Source organism: Oceanisphaera sediminis, from assembly GCF_039539745.1.
Lineage (GTDB): Bacteria > Pseudomonadota > Gammaproteobacteria > Enterobacterales > Aeromonadaceae > Oceanimonas > Oceanimonas sediminis.
The window spans coordinates 15,603-38,903 of record NZ_BAABDS010000012.1; the positions used below are offsets into that span (position 1 = coordinate 15,603).

Below are 23,301 nucleotides of genomic sequence, written 5' to 3' on the forward strand. Positions count from 1 at the left end.
TCCCTGCCCTGGATGCCCGCCTTCGCGGGCATGACGATAAGATGGGAATTCACTTCAAGGAAAAAGCTACAGGGTCACCGAGGCGAAGGTAGGCTCTCCCCGCGCCATGTCCAGCTGCATGTTCATGACCAAACCCGGCAGTATGGGGGTATCCAGCGTCGGTTTGGGCTTGGCTCTGCCGCTGCGGTCATCCCGCGGCGGCACGCCGAAGTTCTCCCGGTAACATTTGCTGAAATGGGGCGTAGACACAAAGCCGCAGGCGGTGGCGATGTCGATAATGGACAGCGAGGTCTGACGCAGCAGTTGCCGGGCCCGCGTCAGGCGCAGGTTGAGGTAATAGCGGGAAGGCGAACATTTCACATGCCGCTGAAACAGTCGCTCAACCTGACGCCGGGACAAGCCCACGTAGCAGGCCAGCTCATTCAGCGTGATCGGCTCTTCCAGGTTGGCCCCCATCAGTGCCACTACCTCGGCCAGTTTGGGTTGGGTCGTGCCCACCATATGGCGCAGCGGCACCCGCTGCTCTTCCTGCCCCTCGCGGATACGCTCGCACAGGAACATGTCACAAATGGCGGTACTCAGGGCGCTGGAATGCTCTTTTTCGATCAGGTGCAGCATCATGTCCATCGGTACGGTTCCGCCGCTGCTGGTCAGCCGATCCCGGTCTATGCAATAGAGGGCGCTGCTGGTTTCCAGCTTGGGGAAAGCTTCCTTGAACGACGCCATGTATTCCCAATGCAGGGTACAACGATAGCCGGTCAGTACGCCGGCATCGGCCAGCAAATAACTGCCGGTGCAGACCGCCCCCAGCTTGACCTTGCGCCTGGCCAACTGCTGCACCCAGGTACGCAAGGCCCGGCTGCGGGCATTAACCACTCCTACCCCACCACAGAGGATCATCATGTCCAGATGACCGCAGTCCTGAATACTGTGATCCGGCGTTACCAGCAAATGATCACTGGCCCGCACCGGTGCCCCGGTTTCGGTCAGCATCACCCATTCATAGAGCGGCTTGCCCGACAGTTGATTGGCCATGCGCAGCGGCTCGATGGCCGAGGCAAGGGAAATCATGGTGAAGTTATCTATCAGTAGGAAACCAACACGTTGTATCTGGCTCATTGCGCTTGCTCCTGGTCCCTGCAATATCTCACCGGGATCCTGTTAACACGACATCAACTCGATAACAAAAAGTGCTCATTTAAATAATAAATAAACACATTTGCGAAACATATACCATAAGTGAGATTTCGGAAACCTGTAGAGCGGCAATTTTCAGGCGTTCGGTGATAACTTGTGACCAAGCCATGATAATTCCGTCATCGTGGCCAAACTCACAGACTCGGTTGCCACCGCCCTGCCCCGGAAGCGCCTGAAAACATCACACCTTCCCTTACTACTCACCAGCAAGATACGCGCCACTCTCTTACGCTCAAAAAAGATAAAAAAACCCTCGGCAAACAGCTGTTTGCCGAGGGTTTTTTATAATAAATCGTCACTTTTCACGATCCTGCCTGCCCGAACGGCCGATACTGCACCAACCGGGGGCAGCACGGCTTCGATAACAGGCATAATAAAGGGGCTTTCGCCCCTTATTTCATGTCGCTCAGGATGAGGGTAACAATGACCGGTCAGGATGCCGGCGGCACCTTCACCGGCACCTCTATGGTGACCGGTGTGTCGACCGTCACCGGCTGAGTGACCGGCACCTCCTCGTGCAGGCCGCGGTACAGGCCCCACATCATTACCAGGATAACGAACGAGAACGGGAAGGCGGCGATAATGGCCGCGGTCTGCACTGCCTTGAGACCACCGGCCAGCATCAGGATGGCCGCCACCGCCGCCACCGCCACGCCCCACAGCACCCGCTGACCGCGCGGCGGATGTTCATTGCCCAGCGACAGTATGGTGGTCACCACCAGGGTGCCGGAGTCGGCGGAGGTAATGAAGTAGAGCGCCACCAGCAGGGTTGCCAGCACCGAAGCCAGGGTACCCATGGTACCGCCGTCCAGCAGCTCCAGGGTCGCATACAGCGACGAGGTGACGTCATCAGCCACCGCCGTCACGATACCGGCCTGCCCCACGGCCGCGACCGCTTCTCCGGCCGCATTGGTGACCGTATGGTTCAGCTCCAGATAGAGGGCGGTACCACCGAACAGGGTCAGCCAGAGCAGACCGAGCAGGGTCGGTACCAGCATCACGCCGCAGATAAACTCGCGCACGGTACGCCCCTTGGAGATGCGGGCGATAAACATGCCGACGAAGGGTGACCAGGACATCCACCAGGCCCAGTAGAATACCGTCCACCAGGACTGCCACTGACTGTCTTTGGTGGCATCGGTCCAGGTGCTCAGACCAACCACATGGGTCAGGTAATCACCGAGGCCCTGCACATAGCTCAGCAGCAGGTAACGGGTGGGGCCATAACACAGCAGGAACAGCAGGATGACGGCGCTCAACCACATGTTGATCACCGACAGCCATTTTACGCCCCGGCCCAGTCCGGATAGCACCGACACGGTGGCAATCAGCGAGATCACCGCGATCAGGATCAACTGACTGCTGGTACCGATTTCCATGCCGAACAGGTGATTCAGGCCGGTATTGATCTGGGACACCCCGAAGCCGAGGGAGGTCGCTACCCCGAAGATGGTACCGAACACCGCCAGGGTATCCACGGTGTGACCCATCCAGCCATAGATGCGCTGACCGATCAACGGATAGAGCGCGGAGCGAATGGTCAGTGGCAACCCCTTGCGGTAGGAGAAGTAGGCCAGGGACAGACCCACTACCACATAGATGGCCCAGGGATGCAGGCCCCAGTGGAAGAAGGTCAGGCGCATGGCCACTTCGGCCGCCTCCGGCGTCATGCCTTCGGTAATGAAGGGGTTGCTCTGAAAATGGTAGATGGGTTCGGCAATCGCCCAGAACACCAGGCCGGTGCCCATGCCGGCACTGAACAACATGGCAAACCAGGTACCCAGGCTGTATTCCGGGCGGGAGTCATCGGCTCCCAGGCGCAGGCTGCCAAAACGGCTGAAGGCCAGCACCACACAGAACACCAGCATCAACGACAATATGGCGATGTAATACCATTTGAAGTGAGTGAGGAGCGCTCCCGATATGCCGTCAAACAGGGTGGCGGCCGCCTCGGGGAAAAAGGCACCTCCCATTACAAACAAGGTAACGATAATCATGGAACTGATCGTCGCCGCCGGGCTCATTCCTTTCAAAAGTCCATCTTTGCCTAACATAGGACAAGATCTCCGTCGGGTTAATAAACATCTAGCGGCAACGGAGGCCTAAGATCCTGAAGGCCCGCCGCTTGCCGGTACAGATTTTGTCCATAACGGCAGTGGGCTGTCGTTATGAGCAAAAACCGGCCTCTATAACAACAGCTAAACCCTGTATGAAATATGCCCGATACGACATTGGTTTATGCCTGGGCGTCCTGCTGCCCACCGACTGTTCCGAGTGCGACATGACAGGCAGTGATCTATTTGGGCAATGTCCTGCATCCTCCACTGGAGCCATATCTGCCGACACCCGGGTTGTCGCCTGATGCCTATAGCCTGTCGACCTGGCAACATCACCGTACCGGGGTTTCGCCTTAACATGGTCGCCAATGCTGTCACCCGAACAGCTGCCACCAGGTTGGAGACCCCCACATGATTGACAACAGCGCCACCTTCGACATCGCCGGCTACGGCACGTATCCGGTGACCCACCAGCCGCTGAGTATCGAGACGGGGCCGGACTCTCTGCGTCTGGTCTGGGACGATGGCCACGAGAGCGAATTTCATTATCTGTGGCTGCGGGACAATTGCCCGTGCACCAGCTGCGTGTCGTCCCTGACCCGGGAGCAGCTGTTCGAGATTTGTGATGTGCCGTTGTCTATTCGGCCGGTAGAGGCGCAGCTGGACGAAGGCTATCTGCATATCCAGTGGGATACTGACGGTCATGTCAGTCGCTTTCATCCCGGCTGGTTACGCAGCCACTGCTACAGCGAACAGGCCCGGGAGGCCCGACAATGGCAACCCGATATCTGGGATAAAGACTCCATCACAACCCGTCTTGCCAGATACGATTACGCCGACATGATGCAGAATGATGCCGTGCTGTTGAGCTGGCTGCGCCAGCTGCGTGATGCCGGCATTTCCCTGCTGCAAAACACGGATACCACGCCCGGCACGCTGCAGCAGGTGGCCGCTCGTATCTCTTTTATCCGGGAAACCAATTTCGGCACCCTGTTCGATGTGCGTTCCAAACCCGACGCCAATACCGCCGCCTACACCAACCTGCGTCTGCCGCTGCATACCGACTTGCCTACGCGGGAACTGCAGCCGGGATTACAGTTTCTGCATTGTCTTAAAAATGACGCTCTCGGGGGCGAGTCGATTCTGGTGGACGGCTTTCGCATTGCCCAGCACATGCGTGAACAGTATCCCGACGACTTCGATGCCCTCAGCAGCCTGCCGATGGACTTCTACAACAAGGATCGCCACAGCGATTACCGTTTCCGCGGGCCGGCGCTGGTGCTCGACGGTCAGGGCACGGTTATCGAGGTGCGTTTTGCCAATTTTTTGCGCGGTCCGCTGGATGTGCCGGCCGATCAGGTCATGCGGCACTATCGCGCCTACCGCACCTTTATCAGCCTGACCCGAGAGCCCCGTTTCCAGTTTGAATACCGTCTGCTGCCCGGCGACCTGCTGGTGTTCGACAACCGCCGCGTGCTGCATGCCCGCCAGGCGTTTGATCTGCAGCAGGGTCAGCGTCACCTGCAGGGCTGCTATGTCGATCGTGACGAGTTGCTGTCCCGCATCCGGGTACTGGAGCGCACCCTGTAAATTTCTCCATGCAGGTTTGGGGATCAGCCGGCGCCACGGCGTCGCTGTTCACCGGGCGTCATGTTGAAGTGACGCCGGTAGCTGCGACAAAAACCGGACGCCGAGATAAAACCGCAGGCACTGCCGACCTCGCAGACACTCAGATCCGTCTCCTGCAGCAACTGTCGGGCCCGTTCGAGACGTAACGTCAGGTAGTAGGCGGAGGGAGATGTATCCAGAAATTGCCGGCACAACCGTTCCAGCTGGCGCAGCGAGATAAAGGCGCTACTGGCCAGTTCCGCCGGGGTCAGCGGTGTTTCGATATGCTGTTCCATCAGCGCCAGCACCCGGATCAGCCGTGGATGATGGATATTGAGCTGTCGCGGCAGGCCGATGCGTTGCCGATCGGAAGGCGGCCGTATGCCGCTCTTGATGCACTGATCGCAAATCTGCAGCGCCAATGCGGTGCCCGATTGCTGCCGGATCAGGTGCAGCATCATGTCCGTGGCGGCGGTACCGCCGGCGCAGGTGATGCGATTGCGGCCGATTTCAAACAATTCCGGGCTGATCAGGATGTCGGGGTAGGTTTCCTGGAACGCCGGTACGGCTTCCCAGTGCAGGGTAACGCGATGCCCTTTCAGAAGACCGGCCCGAGCCAGCAGGTGACAACCGGTATCCAGCGCGCCCAGCAGGCAGTCGCGCCGGTTCAGCCGACGCAGCCAGTCAATAAGGTGGCGGCTCTGATGACGTTCGGGGTGAAAGCTGGCATTGACAAACAGGTTGCGCGGCGTGTCGACGGCGTGCATATCCAGATGCTGTTGCAGCGCCATCTGATTGCTGGCCATCACGGCCTGGCCATTCTCGCTCAGGCACTGCCAGCGATAAAGCTCCCGCCCGGCCAGGCGATTGGCGATGCGCAATGGCTCTATCGCCGACAGCAGCGACACCATGGCGTATTCCGGCAACAGCAGGAAGGAGACGGTAATAACGCCGTCGTCGTCGGGGTGCAATATGGGCGGGACGGCGGCGGGATTGCTCGCCGCCGTCCCGGTTGGTGTGGATGCTTGCATGTGAACTCCTGAAACGGGCCTGCGCTACGTAAAGTAAGTGCAGCGCAGGCCCGGTTGGCGTCAGTCGTTCTGGGGCTCTGAGACTCCGGGCACAGTGCCTGGGGCGCGGATCTGTCCCGAGTCCTGCCACAGAGATGTCAGCACCCCGCAGGTCATGGCCAGAATGACCAGACTCAGGGGCAGGGCCGCGGCCATCAGCGCCGTTTGCAGGGCACTGAGGCCACCCGCCAGCAGCAGCACGGCGGCAACCAGACCAATCACTATGCCCCAGAATACCCGGAACAGCTGTGGCGGCTCTTCATTGCCCAGCGACAGTATGGTGGTCAGTACCAGGGTGCTGGAGTCCGACGAAGTGACGAACCAGCTCATCAGCAGGAACACCATCAGCGCCGAAATAATCCAGCCCAGGGTGCCTTCACCGGCAATGCCATCGGAGCTGGCAAACAGCGCGGCCGGCAGGTTCCAGTCATTGACCAGCGTGATCAGACCCGCATTGCCGGGGCCGCCCGCGGCGTTCAGTTCCTGCCAGAGCGCGGTACCACCGAAGATACCCAGCCAGACAAAGATCACCAGGGTCGGTACCAGCAGCACACCGAGCACGAATTCACGCAGGGTGCGGCCCTTGGAGATTCGGGCAATGAACAGACCGACGAAGGGTGCCCAGGCCAACCACCAGCCCCAATAAAACACGGTCCAACCATTCTGCCAGCTGGCAGGGCCTTCCTCTTCGGGGAACCAGAGTCCCATCTGCACGAAGTTGACCAGGTAATCACCGAGGGATTCGGCAAAAATGCCCAGCAGCCAGGCGGTCGGGCCACCGAACAGGAAAAAGCCGATAACCAGCACCGAAATAATGATGTTCCACTCGGAAATGATCTTGATGCCGCGCTGAACGCCCGACACGGCCGACAGAATGGAAATCACGGAAATCAGGGCGATCAGCACCAATTGGGTGTTGATACCCGGGTCGACCCCGATCAGCCGTTCCAGACCGACCGACATCTGGCTGACGCCAAGCCCCAGCGAAGTGGCGACGCCAAAGACACAGCCGAGTACGCCGAGCATATCCACCACATGACCGATGGGGCCATAGATGCGATCGCCGATAAAGGGATAGAGGGCCGAACGCAGCGCCAGCGGCAGTTTCTTGCGGTAGGCAAAATAGGCCAGCGACAGGCCGACGATGACGTAAACCGCCCAGCCGTGGAAGCCCCAATGAAAAAAGGTAACGCGCAGGGCATCGACGGCCCGGTCGTAACCGAGACCGGTGGCGCCGGCCATGTCGGCGTAGGGATTGTTGGGGTAGCCAAAGGCGCCGCTGTTGTCGAGATAGAAGATGGGCTCGGCGACACCGAAAAACAGGATGCCGATGCCGATGCCGGCGGAAAACAACATCGAAAACCAGGCAAAATTGCTGAACTCGGGTCGGGTGTCGTCATCGCCCAGACGGGTGCTGCCATGTCGGCTGAACACGATGTAGAAGCAGGTCGCGATCAGGAACACCACCGTGACCAGGTAGTACCAGCCGAAGGTGGTTTCAATCCAGCTGCGGGCGGTGCCGAAGATACTGCTGGCCAGTTCGGTATTGAAGCCGGTGAAGAGCACGAAGGCGAGCACCAGCGCGGCCGAGGCCACCGTCATTCCCCTGTGCATCCCCTTGAACAGGCCCTTGCGGGCCAGGACATCGGTCTTGAAACGACCGTGATTATCTGCAAGTTGTTGTTCTATAGACATTCTGTTTGTCTCCGATAAGCCATAATACGGGTCCTTGTATTGCTCGATGGATAAACAGCCTCCTTGATGTTGGTGATAAACGGCAATGGGGCCTTAACCCTGCCCCATTGCAGGTGTGTTAACGACGAATACCCTGCTCGTCGCGATATTCCTTGAGTGTCTGCATGATGCGGATCAGGCAGTCGTCCCGCTCCTGGATCAGTTCATTGATCGAGGCACCATTGGCCTGGCTCAGGCAGCCGGCTACCATATCGTCTTTCAGCTGCGGTGTCAGTTCAGGCGCATCCAAACGGGTCCATGGCTCTTTCAGCGATTCCTCGAAGTGATCCAGCAGGTGCGCCATGCCGCCCTGGCCGCCGCCCAGGTGATAGGTCAGACAGTGGCCCATGATGGCCCAGCGCAGACCCGGCCCATAGGCGATGGCCTTGTCGATATCCTCGACCGAGCATTCGTTGTTGGCCACCATGTGCAGCGCTTCGCGCCACAGGGCTTCCTGCAAGCGGTTGCCGATAAAGCCCGGCAATTCCTTGTCCATCTTGGCAACCTGCTTCTCGATCGCCTCGTAGAAGGCCGCCGTCCAGTCAACCACGTCCTGGCTGGTGCGTTCGCCGCCACAGACTTCGCAAAAAGGCACCAGATAGGGCGGGTTGAACGGATGACCGACCACAAAGCGATCGGCCTGCTGCTGCACCTCGACGGCCATGTCGGTCATGGCAAACCCCGAGGTACTGGAAATAATCACCACGTCGGGCGGGGCCAGCCTGTCGAGTTCGGCGAACAGGCCGCGCTTGGCATTCAGATTCTCCGGCGTACTTTCCTGAATCACCTCGACGCTGTTGACCAGCTCTTCCAGGCTGTCGGCAAAGCGCAGCCGGCTGGGGCTCGCGCCTTCACGCAGGCCCAGCTTCTGCATGGTCGGCCAGATTTGCTCCACCATCGCCAGCAGTTTTTCGCGCGCATTGGGGCCCGGATCATAGGCGACCACGTCCATGCCCATTCTCAGAAAATGCAGCGCCCAGGCGCCGCCGATAACACCGGTGCCGAGCACGCCGGCTTTGGTAACTTCAGTTGGTAGAGGACGAGTCATGGTATTTGCTCCGAATAGGGTTGAGTGCTGTGTCGTTACAACGGGCGTTACTGAGTGCCACGCAGACGCAGTTTCTGGCGGGCTTCGCTGGGGCTGAGCACCCGAGATCCCATGTTTTCGACGATATTGACGGCGCGCTCGACCAGCTGGCCGTTGGTGGCGAACCGGCCCTTGCCCAGATACAGATTGTCTTCGAGGCCGACGCGAATATGGCCGCCGAGCAGGGCTGACTGTGCCGCCCAGGGCAACTGGTTGCGGCCCAAGGCAAAGGCGGTCCAGTTGGTGTTGGCCGGCAGCATGTCGACCATGCCCTTGAGCAGGCTCAGCTCCGGCGGTGTGCCCCAGGGAATGCCCTGACAGAGCTGGAACATGGCGTTGTCGTCGAGTAGCCCTTCTTTCATCATCTGCAGCGCGAACCAGAGGTTGCCGGTGTCGAAAATTTCCAGCTCGACCGTAACGTCCAGCTGCTGGATGCGGGCCGCCGCCTTGCGCAGCATGTCCGGCGTCGAGATATACACCAGGTTGCTGTCACCGAAATTGACCGAACCGCAGTCCAGGGTACAGATCTCGGGTTTGAGCTCTTCGATATGCACCAGGCGTTCGAGGCCGCCGACCAGGTCGGTTTCCGGGCAGAAGGCGGTGGGGTTTTCCTCGGGGCCGATATAGAGGTCGCCCCCCATGCCGGCGGTCAGGTTGATGATGACGTCGCAGTCGGCGGCGCGCAGACGCTCGCAGACTTCGGCGTACAGATCCAGGCGGCGGGAACACTGTTTGGTTTCGGGATCGCGCACATGCATGTGGGCAATGGCGGCACCGGCATTCCAGGCCTCGATGGCGGCATCGGCAATCTCTTTCGGGGTAACCGGCACGTGCGGGCTGCGGTTGGCGGTATCGGCAGCACCGGTAACGGCGCAGGTGATGATGACGTCCTGATTCATGGCGATTCTGACTCCTGGTGTTTTGTGTTGTCGAGCCGGGAGGCAGTGGCAAGACCGCCCGGTGCATCCGGCTGGTCATTAAAGTTACGCGTATCGGCAGGAGTCTTTTGCCTGTATGCGATTCATTTTTTACAAAATACGAACATGTTCGACCGGTGTCGCAAATGAACAAGGGATATTCGTTTGCGCCAGCGGTGTTACAGCAGGCATTGAAAATGTTGGCGGATGCGGCTCAGCGCTCCCGGCTGGGATTTTTGTGGAAGCGCTGCTGGTAGCTGCGGGTGAAATGAGACAGGGAGGCAAAGCCGCAGGCGACAGAGATATCGGTGACACTCTGGCTGGTTTGCTGCAGCATCCAGCGGGCCTGGTCCAGACGCAGGTTGCGATAGTAGGCGCTGGGGGTCTGCTGCAGATAATGGCGGAACAGGCGCTCGAGCTCCCGCTCGGATAGCTGTAGCTGAGCGGCCATTTCTCTGATGCGCAGCGGCTCCTCAAGGTTGCGTTCCATCAACTGCACGGCTTCGACCAGACGGGGGTTGCGGCTGTCCAGGCGCTTCTGCAAAGAAATACGCTGGGGATCGCTGTGGGCCCGCTTGTGGGTATAGATCAGCTTGTCCGACACCGTGGTCGCCAGGCCATTACCGTGCTGGGTACCGATCAGATAAAGCATCATGTCGAGTCCCGACAGGGCGCCAGGGCACGAGAAGCGACCTCGATCCACCACCAGCAGTTCCTGTACCAAATCGACCCGGGGAAACGCCTCTGCGGTGCTCTGCAGATTCTCCCAGTGCAGAGTGGCACTGTAGCCGTCCAGTATGCCGGCGGCGGCGGCAATATAGGCGCCGGTGTCCTGACAGCCAATATCGGCGCCGTGGCTGGCCTGCTTGCGAATAAACCCCAGCAAACCGGGGGTAATTTGGGCATGGGGATCGTAGCCGGAACAGATAATCAGTGTTTCGCACACCGAAAGATCACGGATGCCGGTGTCACTCATGATGTCCAGGTTGTCGCTGCTGCGCACCGCCCCGCCCTGCTCCGAGATCAGTTGCCAGCGATACAGTTCGCGGTTGCTGCTTTGGTTGGCGTGGCGCAACGGATCCAGCATGGCCGTCAGGCCGAACAGCGAGAAGCCGGGTACCAGCAAAAAACCAATGACTTGAGGGTAACGGTGGGGACGATCTCCAAACATGGGTTCACTCGGTCCTTGGATGTACGGTTGTTTCAGGTGTTGGTCTGCAATCCGCGACGCCTCTCCCACACTCTTATTCCGTTCATATTCAGGGCTAATAATAGGCGGATTCAGGCAAATTCTTCGGGAAAGGAGGGTTAGTATTGTCCAAAAGGTACATTGGCGCAATCTTCACAAGAGACTGAACATGGCAACTGAACTCAAGGTATTTGACGGGCCTGTCCTGCCCGAATGGATCGATTATAACGGTCACATGAATGACGCCTGTTATGTGCTGGTGTTCAGCAAGGCCATCGATGAATTCATGGTGCAGATTGGCCTGGACGAGGCGTTTCGCGCCGAATATCAGGTATCTGTCTATACGTTGCAGAGCATGGTGCACTATTTGCGGGAAGTGAGTCTGGGCGAACCCTTGCAGGTAGATGCCCGGCTGCTCGAAAGCGATGCCAAAAAGCTGCGGGTCTTTTTTACCATGCGCCACGGCGACAGCGGCATGGAGCTGGCGGCGATGGAAACCCTGTTGCTGCACATGGACATGTCGGCCCACCGGGCCGCGCCCATGCTGCCCGACACCGCAGACCGGGTCGCAACCCTGCAACAACGCCAGGGCAACCAGGACTGGCCGGCACTGGCCGGGCGCAGCATCGCCCTGACACGGCCGCGCAGCTGAACCAGAGACTCTCGCGGTTTGACTTAACCGAAACACGCATTGAAAAACCCAATAAAACCAGCAATCAACCGGCTGGCGACATCGCGTGAGCTGTACCCATGACTCACTCTCACAAGGACACGACGAGGAGCGGTAACGATGAACAGAATTCTGTGGCAACCTGATGCCATGCAAATCGAGCGCAGCAACCTGCATCGATTCATGCGACAGGCCGGCGAGCGGGCCGGCATGCATGTCGACCGCTACGATGCGCTCTATCGCTGGTCGATAGAACGGCCGGAAGACTTCTGGTCACTGATCTGGGATTTTACCGAGGTAAAGGCGAGCGAACGCGGCGAACGGGTGCTGGTCGATGGCGAACGGATGCCTGGCGCACGCTGGTTTCCCGAGGCTCGGCTGAACTACGCCGAAAACCTGCTGCGTTTTCGTGACGAGCGTCCGGCACTGGTGTTTCGTAACGAGGCCGGTCGGCGCGACAGCCTGAGTTATGCCGAGCTTTACCGGCGAGTGGCCCAGGTAGCGGCGGGCTTGCGCCGGGTCGGGGTGGTCGAGGGCGATCGCGTGGCAGGCTTTGTACCAAACGTCATCGATACCGTCGTTGCCATGCTGGCCACCGCCAGCCTTGGTGCCGTCTGGACCGCCTGTTCGCCCGATTTTGGTCTTCAAGGGGTGCTGGATCGCTTCGGTCAGACCGCGCCCAAGGTACTCTTCACTACCGACGGCTACCTCTACAACGGCAAGACCTTCAACTCGCTGGAGCGCCTGGCGCAGGTGCTGCCGCACTTGCCCGAGCCTTGCCGGCTGGTGGTGATGCCCTACCTCGACACCACTCCGGATCTGAGCCCGGTGCCCGGCGCCGTGCTGCTCGATGACTTTATCGACCCGGCGGCAACGACCCTCGAATTTACCCAGGTGGCTTTCGACAGCCCGCTTTGTATCCTCTACTCCTCCGGTACCACCGGCGTACCCAAGTGTATCGTCCATGGCGTTGGCGGCAGCCTGCTGCAGCACCTCAAGGAGCATCAGCTGCATACCGATCTCAAACGCGAGGATACGCTGTTCTATTACACCACCTGTGGCTGGATGATGTGGAACTGGATGCTCAGTGGCCTGGCCACCGGCGCCACCCTGGTGCTGTTTGACGGCTCCCCCTTTGCCCCCACGGCAGAGGTGCTATGGGATATCGTAGAGCAGGAAAAGGTCACCGTCTTCGGCACCGGCGCCAAATATATCGCCGCCCAGGAAAAGGCCGGTATTCGACCGGGGACCAGCCACCGGCTGGACGCGCTCAGAACCATACTGTCCACCGGCTCGGCACTGACCCACGAGAGCTTTGAATATGTCTATCGGGAGGTCAAACGCGATCTCTGCCTGTCGTCAATCTCGGGCGGCACCGACATACTGTCGTGCTTTGCCCTGGGCTGCCCGATTCTGCCGGTGCGTGCCGGTGAGCTGCAGTGTCGGGGGCTCGGAATGGCGGTTGAAATTTGGGACGACGGCCGGCCGGTGGCCAGCGGCAAGGGCGAGCTGATCTGTAGCCGGCCCTTTCCGGCCATGCCCATCGGCTTCTGGAACGACAGCGACGGCCACAAGTACCACGATGCCTATTTCAGCACCTTCGACAATGTCTGGGCCCATGGCGACTATGCCGAGCTGACCCCCAGTGGCGGCGTGGTGATTCACGGCCGCTCCGATGCGGTGCTCAATCCGGGTGGGGTTCGCATCGGCACCGCAGAGATTTACCGTCAGGTCGAAAAGGTCGCCGCGGTGCAGGAAGCCGTCGCCATCGGCCAGAGCTGGCAGGATGATGTACGGGTGGTGTTGTTTGTGGTGCTCAAACCCGGTTACCGCCTCGATACGGCACTGGAACAGGAGATTCGCCAGACCATTCGCAGCAATACCACACCGCGGCATGTGCCGAGCAAGATTATCCAGGTGGCGGATATCCCCCGAACCCGCACCGGAAAACTGGTAGAGCTGGCGATTCGCAGTACCGTCGAAGGACAGCAGGTGAAAAACCTGGATGCACTGGCGAACCCCGAGGCGCTGGCCTTGTACCGGGATTTGCCGCAACTGACCTGCTGAGGAACATACCAGCAACAGCCGCCTGACTGCACAACAGGCCGGCGGCTGTTATTTTCGGGTTATGCCAATCACATTAAACATTCTATCTTTTTGACTGCGATATCAATTCCTTCGCCCTCCTTGAAGCTCCGGCGTTGCCTGTAGGCACCGTCTGGGATTGGTATTACAGAGCCGGAACAGGGGATTAATGTACCGCTGACGCCGACTGTCCTGAATGCGACCTGACCGGCTATGACCTATTGCCGGACGGAAGCCCGCTGCATAGGCTATGGCAAAATAATTTGAAGAGGACAGAACCATGATGATCAGCGAACTGATGGACCAGGACGACTTTCGTGCCCAGCTACAGGCGTGGGGGATAGCCGAGGCGACACGGCTGACGCTGGCGGAGTGTACCGACCGGTTGAACGAGGCGCTGGCGGGATCGGAGCGGGAGCGATGGCAGGAACGGCTGGCATCGCTGCTGGCCAAACGGGAACTGCTGCATCCCGAGGTACAGAGAGTATTACTGGCATGTCTCACGGATTGATATCCGGTCTCACTGGCAGGATCTCTGTTCTGGTGATACTGACTCGTACGCCACGAGTCGATTCCTCATCATTAGCAATCACATTGCAAGTAAAAAAAGGGGCGCCTTCGGCGCCCCAGAAATGACGACTCCACCATAAATAGAGCTCAGACGAAGCCGAGCAGCCGCGGCAGAAACAGCGATACTTCCGGCACAAAGGTCGTGATGATCATCACCGGCAGGGCAACAAACGCCATCAGCGCGAGTGCGGGCTTGACCGTTTTGTGAATCGACACCTTGCCAATGCGGCACGCCATATACAGAATCGGCGCCACCGGCGGGCTGTTCGCGCCAATCACCACCGAGCAGGCCACGATCGAGGCAAAATGTACCGGATGAATGCCGGTATCAACCATCAACGGCAGAAACAGCGGCGCCACCACCACGGTGACCGATACGTCATCCATGATCATGCCGGCGAGGATCAGAAACAGATTCACCGCAATCAGGATCAGCAGGGGATTCTCGATCAGGGTGCTGACCAGCAGGGTCAGGTCCTGCGGAATCCGCTCCGACGCCAGAATACGGCCAATCATGAAACTGAACAGCAGGATCAGGATCACGGTGCCGGTGGTTTCCGCCGCCGCCACCACACTGCGGGCGAAGCTTCTGAAGTTCAGGTCACGATAAATAAAGAAGCCGATCAACATCGCCGAAAAGGCGGCCACCGCCGCCGCTTCGGTTGGTGTAAACACGCCGCCGTAAATGCCGCCGAGAATGATGATCGGCAGCGACAGGGCCGGAAATGCCTTGATCGCCGCCCTGCCCTTGCTCGGCAGTTGGTCGAGACCGTCCCCGGCCGCACTGCTCAGCTCGTGAAAGAAGCGCCCGGCGCCGAAACGATTGACGGCGATCAACCCCAGAATAAGCAAGATGGCCGGCCCCACCGAGGCGGCAAAACAGGCGGCGACCGATTGGCGTGTGACCACCGCGAACAGGATCATGGTAATCGACGGCGGGATAAGGATGCCGAGCAACGACGAGATCCCGAGCAGCGCCGCCGAGTAACTGCGCGGGTAGCCGCGTTTTTCCAGCGGATCGATCATGATGGTGCCGATAGACGCGACGGCGGCGGTAGCCGTACCGGCGATGGCACCGAAGATGCCCGAGGCCATGATCATCGACGCCCCCATGCCGCCACGGCGCTTACCGATCATCACCTCGATGAAGTCGACCAGTCGACGGGCGATACCGCCGCTTTGCATCAGGTAGCCGGTAAGCACAAACAGCGGCAGAGCGATCAGAATCACCGAGTCCACCGAGCGGTAGCCCTGCAACATCATCGTATTCAGGTTGGCATCATAAATGTAAACCAGATATGCCAGCACGCCGGCAAACGACCAGGCCACAGGTACGCCGACGATCATCAGCAGCAACAGTAGCCCGATAGCCATAAAACCTTCCATGTCAGTACTCCCCTTCCTTGAGCTGCCGGGCGCCGGATCCCGAATGCAGAATACCGGTGACGGCACAGAGCAGATCACGCAGCGAATAACAGCTGCAGCCCACGGCCGCCAGCATGATCGATGCCTGTGGCAGCCAGAGCGGTATGCCCATGCCGGGAGTCGACTGCGGACGTTTCAGTCCCCAGGCCAGCATGCGGTACGCCAGCACCACAAAGAACAGACAAATCACGAAGGTGATCAGCGAGACCAGTGCCTTGTGCATCAACTTGAGTCGATGATCCGACATCTGCAGCTCGACGAAATCCACAACGAGGTGCTCGTTGTGGCGGCTGGCGATCAGCGCGCCGAGCATGTAGAGCCACATCCCGAACAGCATGATCAGCTCCAGCAGTCCGACGATGGACCAGCCAAACACATAGCGCGCCAGTACCAGAAACAGCATCAGCCCGACCACCAGCATACTGGACATGAAAGCGGCCGCTTCCAGTAACCACCCGATACGGCGATCCAGCGTGTAAAAGACTCTACCGATCATCTTTTTCAGCCTCTGAGCAGACCGGCCCGCAATGCGGGCCGGTCATGTTGAAACGATATGCCTGTCCGCTTAGAGCGGAGAGGCGTTGCTGCGAATGGTGTCCATGATCTCGGAACCGATCTCCTTGTCCATCATGGGCCAGACCTGCTCGCGTGCGGCCTTGGCAAACTCGCCGAGTTGCTCGGCGCTGGGCTCGAAATACTTCATGCCGGCTTCCTGGGCCTTTTTGATGTAGTACTCATCCTGCTCCCTGGCGGCCTTGAACTGCTCGTTCATGATTTCGATGGCCGCTTCGCTGACCACTTTCTGCTGCGCTTCGGTCATGCTTTCCCAGACCTCCTGATTCATCGACAACACGCCGGTCATGAAAAAGTGTTTGGTCTGCACGAAATAGTCGAGGGAGTCACGGAAGTACTCGTAGTCCCAGTAGATCACGTTGCCGGCCTCACCATCGACGACGCCGGTCTGCAGCGCGGTGTAGACTTCGCCCCAGTCGATGGCTGCGGTCTGGTAACCCAGCGCCTGCATGGTCTGGGGTGCCGGAAACACGGTCATGGTGCGCACCTTGAGACCGTCTGCGTCGGCGATATTCAACGCATACTTGCCGCGCGACCCCACGCCGTTGAACCCTTCCGGCCAGGGACCGAAGAACTTCAGGCCGATATCCTGGTAAACACCGCCCAGCATGTTGTTGACCCAGCCGCCCGGGCTGTAGGCCTTGAGCGCTTCATCCCAGGACAGGGTCATGTAGGGGGTGTAAATCACGCCAATCCGCTTGTCGTAAGAGGTCATCGGCCAGTTCAGCATCACATCCACGTCGCCGGCCACATGCAGATCAAATACCTCCTGCTGACCGCCCAGTTCATTCTGGTAGTAGACGCGGGCTTCGATGTCGCCGCCGGATTTCTGCTCGATCAGCTCGCCCCATTTTTTCAGGGCGTCTCCGGCCGGCGAGCCCTGAGTACCGGAGTCGGTTGCCAGTTTCAGGGTAAGAGCCTGGACACTGGTAGTGAACAGACAGGCGGCAGTGATGGCGGAAGCCAGCAAGGTTTTAACATTGCGTCCGATCGTTTTCATTTGGTTTCCTTCCCGATATTGAACAAAGCTTGCAGCGGAGAGCCTCTGGCTCCCACGCTGCGAGGATGACGTTGACTTATTCCGGCAGGTCAATGGCCAGGGTCTGACTGCCGGCGTGACCGGTGGCGTGGCCGATAAAGGTATCCGCATACCAGTCGATGAAGTTCACCACCCCGAATTCATAGGTCGCTGAATAAGGGCCGGGCTCGTAGGCCATGGAGTTGATACCCCGCTGGTTTTCTTCGGCCAGGGTTCTGTCCTGGGCATTGGTGGCATCCCATACCCGGCGCAGTTTTTCCACGTCGTAGTCGACCCCTTCTACCGCATCCTTGTGTACCACCCACTTGGTGATCACCTTGGTCTTCTGCGGGCCCATGGGCACCACCTGAAAGGTAACCAGATGATCGCTCTGGCCATGGTTCCAGGAATTGGGCAGGTGCAGAATACGCAGCGAGCCCAGCTCCCGGTTCTTGACCCGACCCAGGGTCTTCTCGCAGGCATGGCTGCCGTCTATGGTCATGGCCACCTTGCCTTCGGCCAGCGGCATGCGCACCATGCGGTTGCGCAGTCCGAACGACACATGGTGATGGGGAATCTTCTCCGCATCCCACTGCTCGCCCATACGCGCCACATGAGCCTTGAAGCTGTCGGTGGCACGAGGATCCGTGGTGTCGTCAAATTCCAGCAGGGTATTGAGCAACTCGGGATGAGAGCCGTTGCAGTGGTAACATTCGCGGTTGTTCTCGATCACCAGCTTCCAGTTGGCGTCTTCGACGATTTCGGACTGTACCGCCACCTTGGCATTTTCCAGATCGTAGGGTTCGAGGTAACGCTCCAGCTCGGCCAGAAAGTCATCTATCTCGGGCGGGTTGTCGGCCAGGCTGATGAAGATATAACCGCCACCGGTCCTGGTGTGCACCTTCTTCAGCGGAAACTCGGCCTTGTTGAAGTTCTCTCCCATGTCATTGCCGGCATACAGCAGGTTGCCATCCAGTTCGTAGGTCCACTGGTGGTAAGGGCAGACCAGCTTGGCGACCTTGCCTTTCTTCGAGGTACAGAGACGTGATCCCCGGTGGCGACAGACATTGTGAAACGCCTGAACCCCCTGCTTGTTGCGCACTATGGTAATGGGATTGTTACCCACCTCCAGGGTTATGAAATTACCTTCCTTGGGGATCTCGCAGGTCAGGCCGACATAGAGCCATTCCTTGCCGTAGATCTGCTCCATGTCGGCAGCAAAGACGTCGGGGCTATTGTAAAACGCCTGCGGGAGTGAATAGCCGGGACGACGCTGCTGCAACATCTGCACTGCATCACCCAGGCCGGGGGCTGTGCCTAACAATGCGGTGTTGATCTGCTCCATGTGTGCTGCTTCCTTTGCTGTTGAAATTGAGCCGTGTGTCCCTGCCACCAGAGCTGGAACCTTGACCTCATTGTCACCAAGGTCATGCCGAGCCGGTTGTCTGAAAACGACCCGTCTGCAGATGATTTCCGACCTCCCCTCTCCCGCCCGTCCAATAGATACCTGCTCATGATCAAAAGCGGGGCTGGCAGATAACTGCATGTCGTTTTTGAGCAACCGCCAACGGCCAAAGTGCACAAGAATGCCGTTATTAAGGACAATCAGAAATTGGCTCCCTAGCCCAGACGGAGAACGGCGATGAATCAGGATTTTATCTCACCCATCAATACCCAGACGTGGAGCAACGGGCGCCATCCGGTACGATGTGTCCGGGTCATACAGGAAACCTGGGACGTCAGAACCTTCTGCTTTACCGCAGAAAGCCCCCTGCTGTTCTTCTTCAAGCCCGGTCAGTTCGTTACCCTGGAGCTGGAAATCGAAGGACAGACGGTGATGCGCAGCTACACCATTGCCTCTTCTCCTTCCGTGCCCTACAGCTTCTCCATTACCGTCAAACGGGTGCCCGGCGGCGAGGTCTCCAACTGGCTGCACGACAACCTGAATGAAGGAGATGCGCTGGCGGTGCATGGTCCGGTCGGCAACTTCAACTGCATCGACTTTCCCAACGACAAGGTGCTGCTGCTCTCCGGCGGCGTCGGCATCACCCCGGTGATGTCCATGGCCCGCTGGTGGTTCGACACCAATGCCGACGTGGACATCCACTTCGTGCACAGTGCCCGCACGCCCAAGGATCTGGTGTTCTACCGGGAGCTGCAGCACATGGACTCCCGGCTGAACAACATCCACCTCAGCCTGATCTGTGAGCGTACCGACATCGGCGAAACCTGGAGCGGCTTCAAGGGTTATCTGAACGGCTCCATGCTCGCCCTAATCGCCCCGGACTACATGGAGCGGGAAATCTTCTGCTGCGGCCCCAACCCCTATATGCGGGCGGTACGCACCCTGCTTCAGAACAGCGGCTTCCCGATGGAGCACTACCACGAGGAAAGCTTCGGTGCGACGCCGGTAGACGTGGCCGAAGGCGTTGAAGAGCAGGCCCGAGATGCGGTCGAGCTGGCCGAGGAGCTGGAGCGTACCGAAGACCGGCTGACGGTGTCTTTCCAGGACAGCGATCTGCAGGTAGACATAATGCCGGGCGAAACCCTGCACAGCGCCGCCGCCCAGGTGGGTCTGCACATTCCCAAGGCCTGCGGCATGGGGATATGCGGCACCTGCAAGGTGCAGGTGGTGAAAGGCGACGTCACCATGGATCACAACGGCGGCATCACCGATGAAGACATCGCCGACGGTTATGTACTGAGCTGCTGCAGCGTGCCCCAGGGCAATGTGGAAGTGGCGTTCTGACCCGGCTTTGACGGGCATCTTGAGTTATTGAGTTTGAGTGAATGAAGGTCGGTCCACTTTGCTGGTCTGGGCGGTATGCCCAGGCCAGCTTTTTTATGGGCCCGGCCCGGTGGGTTGCAGGGTGATGCCTCGGGTTGACAAGCGCCGTCATTACCGCGAAGGAACGTCACCCTCGCGAAGGCGGGGGTCCAGTGCGCCCGGCAAACAATACCCAGTATGACAGTTCAGTGCCACATGCTCTGGGTTCCCGCCTTCGCGGGAACGACGGTAAAAAAATGCGGGAATGACAATGGGGAAGCTCGCGGGAATGACGCACTGTTGCTGTCACCCTCGCGAAGGCGGGGGTCCAGTGCGCCCGGCAAACAACGCCCAGTATGACGGTTCAGCGTCACATGCTCTGGGTTCCCGCCTTCGCGGGAACGACGGTAAAAAATGCGGGAATGACAATGGGGAAGCTCGCGGGAATGACGCACTGTTGCTGTCACCCTCGCGAAGGCCGGGGTCCAGTGCGCCCGGCAAACAACGCCCAGTATGACGGTTCAGTGCCACATGCTCTGGGTTCCCGCCTTCGCGGGAACGACGAGGAAGGACTCGCGGGAATGACGATAAAAAACCGCGGGAATGATGATAGAAAAAAGGGGCGCCTGTCAGACAGGCGCCCCGTGTTTCAAGGTTCGTTCGGATTAACGCGGAAACTTACCGATTGCCCTCCTGATGACCGGTTTCAAGGTAGTCCAGCTGCTCGCGGGTAAAGGCATAGAACTTCTGCTGCCAGTCCGACAGGGCATTGGCGTTCGTGCCCAGCACCTGCACCGCCGTCACCTTGTATTCCGGGCAGTTGGTGGCCCAGTCGGAGTTGTCGGTGGTGATCACGTTGGCGCCGCTGTGCGGAAAGTGGAAGGTGGTATACACCACGCCCGGCTGCATGCGCTTGCTCAACCTGGCCTTGAGCACCGTCTTGCCGGTGCGACTGGCGATGGTCACCGGCTGGCCGTCCGCAATTTGCCGCAACTCGGCGTCATGCGGATGGATTTCCAGCACGTCCTCGCTGTGCCAGACGTTGTTGTCGGTGCGCCGGGTCTGGGCGCCCACGTTGTACTGGCTGAGAATACGCCCCGTGGTCAGCAGCAAGGGGTAGCTTTCCGATACCTTCTCGGTGGTGGGAATGAACTCGGTCACCACCATACGTCCCAGGCCGATGGGGAAGCTGTCGCCGTGCATGATGGGCATGCCGTCGGGATGCTCGTCGTTGCAGGGCCACTGAATGCTGCCCAGCTCTTCCAGCTTGTCATAGCTGACATGGGCAAACGAGGGCGTCAGGCCGGCAATTTCATCCATGATCTCGGAAGGATGATCGTAATGCATGGAGTAGCCGAGGGCATTGGCCAGCGCCATGGTCACTTCCCAGTCTTCCTTGCCGGCCAGCGGCGGCATCACTTTGCGCACCCGGTTGATGCGGCGCTCGGCGTTGGTGAAGGTGCCGTTTTTCTCCAGAAAGGTGGAGCCGGGCAGGATCACATGGGCGAACTTGGCGGTCTCGTTGAGGAAGAGATCCTGCACGATCAGCAGCTCCAGCGAGCGCAGCGCCGCCTCCACATGATGGGTGTTGGGATCCGACTGGGCGATGTCCTCCCCCTGCACATACATGGCCTTGAATTCGCCGGCAATGGCGGCATCGAACATGTGCGGAATGCGCAGCCCCGGCTCGGCGTCCAGGCTGACGCCCCAGGTTGCCTCGAACCGGTGGCGGATCTGATCGTTGTTGACCGGCTGATAGCCCGGCAGCTCGTGCGGGAAGGAGCCCATGTCGCAGGAACCCTGCACGTTGTTCTGGCCCCGCAACGGGTTGACCCCGACCCCGGGCCGGCCGATGTTGCCGGTGGCCATGGCCAGATTGGCGATGCCCATGACCATGGTCGAGCCCTGGCTGTGCTCGGTCACGCCCAGGCCGTAATAGATGGCGCCGTTGCCGGCGGTGGCGTACTGGCGCGCGGCCCGGCGGATGGTCTCGGCCGGTACGCCGATCACGTCTGCCATCAGCTCGGGAGTATGACGCGGCTCGGCCACAAAGGCGCGCCAGGCGCGGTACTCTTCCGGATCGCAGCGCTCGGCGATAAAGGCTTCGTCTTCCAGCCCTTCGGTGACGATAACGTGGGCCAGGGCGTTGATCAGCGCCACGTTGGTGCCGGGGCGGATTGGCAGGTGAATGCCTTCCCCCGCATGGGGCGTGTCCAGCAAATCGATTTCACGCGGGTCGGCCACGATCAGGCTGGCGCCTTCGCGCAGGCGTTTGCGCATCATGGAGCCGAACACCGGGTGGGCGTCGGTGGGGTTGGCACCAATCACCATGATGCAGTCGGCTTCCATCACCGAATCGAAATCCTGGGTGCCCGCCGACTCGCCCAGGGTCATCTTGAGGCCATAACCGGTGGGGCTGTGGCAGACCCGGGCACAGGTGTCGGTGTTGTTGTTGCCCAGCGCCGCACGGATCAGCTTCTGCACCAGATAGGTTTCTTCGTTGGTACAGCGGGACGAGGTGATGCCGCCCACGCTCTTGCGTCCGTGCTTGTCCTGCACCTCGCGCAAACGGCGAGCAGAAAAGGCGATGGCCTCCTCCCAGCTGACTTCGTTCCAGGGCTCGTCGATGGACGCCCGGATCATCGGCTTGGTCAGCCGGTCCTTGTGGGTGGCATAGCCGAAGGCGAAGCGGCCCTTGACGCAGGAATGACCATGGTTGGCGCTGCCGCCCTTCCAGGGGGTCATGCGGATCACCTTGTCGCCTTTCATTTCCGCCTTGAACGAACAGCCCACGCCACAGTAGGCGCAGGTGGTGATCACGCTGTGCTCGGGCTGGCCCTGCTCGATCACCGACTCTTCCATCAGGGTCGAGGTCGGGCAGGCCTGCACACAGGCACCGCAGGAGACACAGTCCGATTCAACGAAACTGGTGTTCTTGCCGGCAGACACCTTGGAGTCGAAGCCCCGGCCTTCGATGGTCAGGGCGAAGGTGCCCTGTACCTCGCCACAGGCCCGCACGCAGCGAGAGCAGGCGATGCACTTGCTGGGGTCGAAGCTGAAATAGGGGTTGCTCTCGTCCTTGACCGCATCCAGATGATTTTCGCCGTCGAAGCCGTAGCGCACCTCGCGCAGGCCCACGGCACCCGCCATGTCCTGCAGCTCGCAGTCGCCGTTGGCCGGGCAGGTCAGGCAGTCGAGGGGGTGATCGGAGATATACAACTCCATCACGTTACGACGCAGTTTGGCCAGGGCCTGGGTCTGACTGCGTACCACCATGCCCGGCTCGACCGGCGTGGTGCAGGAGGCGGGATAACCGCGCCGCCCTTCGATTTCC

At 59.7% G+C, this 23,301-nt stretch carries 17 protein-coding genes; 5 read left to right on the forward strand and 12 right to left on the reverse strand.

Features of this window, described 5'->3' with window-relative positions; genetic code table 11:
• Positions 1 to 66: 66 nt before the first annotated feature.
• Together gbdR and ABD827_RS05375 are read right to left on the reverse strand one after the other, a co-directional pair.
• Positions 67 to 1,119 carry a choline metabolism transcriptional regulator GbdR gene (gene gbdR, locus ABD827_RS05370; protein WP_298717659.1) on the reverse strand — a complete coding sequence of 351 codons (1,053 nt, stop codon included), beginning with the start codon at positions 1,117 to 1,119 and terminating at the stop codon, positions 67 to 69.
• Positions 1,120 to 1,628: 509 nt separating this feature from the next.
• Complete coding sequence (locus tag ABD827_RS05375) at positions 1,629 to 3,251, reverse strand: BCCT family transporter (RefSeq protein WP_344963065.1); 1,623 nt, start codon at positions 3,249 to 3,251, stop codon at positions 1,629 to 1,631.
• 414 nt (positions 3,252 to 3,665) lie between these two features.
• Here ABD827_RS05375 and ABD827_RS05380 point away from each other — a divergent pair, with 414 nt between their 5' ends.
• Positions 3,666 to 4,844: a gamma-butyrobetaine dioxygenase gene (locus ABD827_RS05380; RefSeq protein ID WP_344963067.1), complete on the forward strand. Its 1,179-nt coding sequence runs from the start codon at positions 3,666 to 3,668 to the stop codon at positions 4,842 to 4,844.
• Positions 4,845 to 4,867: 23 nt separating this feature from the next.
• Here ABD827_RS05380 and ABD827_RS05385 read toward each other — a convergent pair whose 3' ends face one another.
• From ABD827_RS05385 to ABD827_RS05405, 5 genes are all read right to left on the reverse strand, one after another.
• The gene (locus tag ABD827_RS05385; RefSeq protein WP_344963069.1) at positions 4,868 to 5,893 is read right to left on the reverse strand and encodes a GlxA family transcriptional regulator; all 1,026 of its coding nucleotides are present in this window, start codon (positions 5,891 to 5,893) and stop codon (positions 4,868 to 4,870) included.
• Positions 5,894 to 5,953: 60 nt separating this feature from the next.
• The gene (locus ABD827_RS05390; RefSeq protein WP_344963071.1) at positions 5,954 to 7,627 is read right to left on the reverse strand and encodes a BCCT family transporter; all 1,674 of its coding nucleotides are present in this window, start codon (positions 7,625 to 7,627) and stop codon (positions 5,954 to 5,956) included.
• Positions 7,628 to 7,745: 118 nt separating this feature from the next.
• Positions 7,746 to 8,714, reverse strand: a complete 969-nt coding sequence (locus tag ABD827_RS05395; RefSeq protein ID WP_344963072.1) for a 3-hydroxyacyl-CoA dehydrogenase NAD-binding domain-containing protein — start codon at positions 8,712 to 8,714, stop codon at positions 7,746 to 7,748.
• Positions 8,715 to 8,761: 47 nt separating this feature from the next.
• Positions 8,762 to 9,652: a beta-keto acid cleavage family enzyme gene (locus tag ABD827_RS05400; protein WP_298717642.1), complete on the reverse strand. Its 891-nt coding sequence runs from the start codon at positions 9,650 to 9,652 to the stop codon at positions 8,762 to 8,764.
• A 232-nt stretch (positions 9,653 to 9,884) separates the two neighbouring features.
• Positions 9,885 to 10,841 (reverse strand): GlxA family transcriptional regulator, encoded by a 957-nt coding sequence (locus tag ABD827_RS05405; protein ID WP_344963074.1) that lies wholly within the window; start codon positions 10,839 to 10,841, stop codon positions 9,885 to 9,887.
• Positions 10,842 to 11,028: 187 nt separating this feature from the next.
• Between ABD827_RS05405 and ABD827_RS05410 the strand changes: the two genes are divergently transcribed.
• From ABD827_RS05410 to ABD827_RS05420, 3 genes are all read left to right on the forward strand, one after another.
• Entirely contained in the window at positions 11,029 to 11,511 is a 483-nt protein-coding gene (locus ABD827_RS05410; RefSeq protein WP_344963076.1) for a thioesterase family protein, read from the forward strand.
• A 138-nt stretch (positions 11,512 to 11,649) separates the two neighbouring features.
• Positions 11,650 to 13,596 carry an acetoacetate--CoA ligase gene (locus ABD827_RS05415; RefSeq protein ID WP_344963078.1) on the forward strand — a complete coding sequence of 649 codons (1,947 nt, stop codon included), beginning with the start codon at positions 11,650 to 11,652 and terminating at the stop codon, positions 13,594 to 13,596.
• A gap of 298 nt (positions 13,597 to 13,894) precedes the next feature.
• A complete protein-coding gene (locus ABD827_RS05420) occupies positions 13,895 to 14,125 on the forward strand; it encodes a hypothetical protein (protein WP_344963080.1) in 231 nt (76 codons plus the stop codon).
• 146 nt (positions 14,126 to 14,271) lie between these two features.
• Here ABD827_RS05420 and ABD827_RS05425 read toward each other — a convergent pair whose 3' ends face one another.
• The 4 genes from ABD827_RS05425 to ABD827_RS05440 all read right to left on the reverse strand — a co-directional run bounded on the left by ABD827_RS05425 (position 14,272) and on the right by ABD827_RS05440 (position 18,545).
• Positions 14,272 to 15,558: a TRAP transporter large permease gene (locus ABD827_RS05425; protein ID WP_344963082.1), complete on the reverse strand. Its 1,287-nt coding sequence runs from the start codon at positions 15,556 to 15,558 to the stop codon at positions 14,272 to 14,274.
• A gap of 13 nt (positions 15,559 to 15,571) precedes the next feature.
• A complete protein-coding gene (locus ABD827_RS05430) occupies positions 15,572 to 16,105 on the reverse strand; it encodes a TRAP transporter small permease (RefSeq protein WP_344963084.1) in 534 nt (177 codons plus the stop codon).
• A gap of 69 nt (positions 16,106 to 16,174) precedes the next feature.
• A complete protein-coding gene (dctP, locus tag ABD827_RS05435) occupies positions 16,175 to 17,182 on the reverse strand; it encodes a TRAP transporter substrate-binding protein DctP (RefSeq protein ID WP_344963086.1) in 1,008 nt (335 codons plus the stop codon).
• Between the two features lie 76 nt (positions 17,183 to 17,258).
• A complete protein-coding gene (locus ABD827_RS05440; protein WP_344963088.1) occupies positions 17,259 to 18,545 on the reverse strand; it encodes an aromatic ring-hydroxylating oxygenase subunit alpha in 1,287 nt (428 codons plus the stop codon).
• A 297-nt stretch (positions 18,546 to 18,842) separates the two neighbouring features.
• Between ABD827_RS05440 and ABD827_RS05445 the strand changes: the two genes are divergently transcribed.
• Entirely contained in the window at positions 18,843 to 19,949 is a 1,107-nt protein-coding gene (locus ABD827_RS05445) for an FAD-binding oxidoreductase (RefSeq protein ID WP_344963091.1), read from the forward strand.
• Positions 19,950 to 20,645: 696 nt separating this feature from the next.
• Here the strand turns inward: ABD827_RS05445 and fdhF are convergent.
• Positions 20,646 to 23,301, reverse strand: a 2,656-nt coding sequence (gene fdhF, locus ABD827_RS05450) for a formate dehydrogenase subunit alpha (RefSeq protein WP_344963093.1), incomplete at its 5' end; no start/stop codon positions are given.

Bases quoted from the DNA above. Each gene is read 5' to 3' on its own strand.
- ABD827_RS05415 (WP_344963078.1), top strand. From the start codon at position 11,650: ATGAACAGAATTCTGTGGCAACCTGATGCCATGCAAATCGAGCGCAGC.
- dctP (WP_344963086.1), bottom strand. From the start codon at position 17,182: ATGAAAACGATCGGACGCAATGTTAAAACCTTGCTGGCTTCCGCCATC.
- ABD827_RS05390 (WP_344963071.1), bottom strand. From the start codon at position 7,627: ATGTCTATAGAACAACAACTTGCAGATAATCACGGTCGTTTCAAGACC.
- ABD827_RS05400 (WP_298717642.1), bottom strand. From the start codon at position 9,652: ATGAATCAGGACGTCATCATCACCTGCGCCGTTACCGGTGCTGCCGAT.
- ABD827_RS05395 (WP_344963072.1), bottom strand. From the start codon at position 8,714: ATGACTCGTCCTCTACCAACTGAAGTTACCAAAGCCGGCGTGCTCGGC.
- ABD827_RS05440 (WP_344963088.1), bottom strand. From the start codon at position 18,545: ATGGAGCAGATCAACACCGCATTGTTAGGCACAGCCCCCGGCCTGGGT.
- ABD827_RS05425 (WP_344963082.1), bottom strand. From the start codon at position 15,558: ATGGCTATCGGGCTACTGTTGCTGCTGATGATCGTCGGCGTACCTGTG.
- ABD827_RS05410 (WP_344963076.1), top strand. From the start codon at position 11,029: ATGGCAACTGAACTCAAGGTATTTGACGGGCCTGTCCTGCCCGAATGG.
- ABD827_RS05375 (WP_344963065.1), bottom strand. From the start codon at position 3,251: ATGTTAGGCAAAGATGGACTTTTGAAAGGAATGAGCCCGGCGGCGACG.
- gbdR (WP_298717659.1), bottom strand. From the start codon at position 1,119: ATGAGCCAGATACAACGTGTTGGTTTCCTACTGATAGATAACTTCACC.
- ABD827_RS05420 (WP_344963080.1), top strand. From the start codon at position 13,895: ATGATGATCAGCGAACTGATGGACCAGGACGACTTTCGTGCCCAGCTA.
- ABD827_RS05405 (WP_344963074.1), bottom strand. From the start codon at position 10,841: ATGTTTGGAGATCGTCCCCACCGTTACCCTCAAGTCATTGGTTTTTTG.
- ABD827_RS05380 (WP_344963067.1), top strand. From the start codon at position 3,666: ATGATTGACAACAGCGCCACCTTCGACATCGCCGGCTACGGCACGTAT.
- ABD827_RS05430 (WP_344963084.1), bottom strand. From the start codon at position 16,105: ATGATCGGTAGAGTCTTTTACACGCTGGATCGCCGTATCGGGTGGTTA.
- ABD827_RS05385 (WP_344963069.1), bottom strand. From the start codon at position 5,893: ATGCAAGCATCCACACCAACCGGGACGGCGGCGAGCAATCCCGCCGCC.
- ABD827_RS05445 (WP_344963091.1), top strand. From the start codon at position 18,843: ATGAATCAGGATTTTATCTCACCCATCAATACCCAGACGTGGAGCAAC.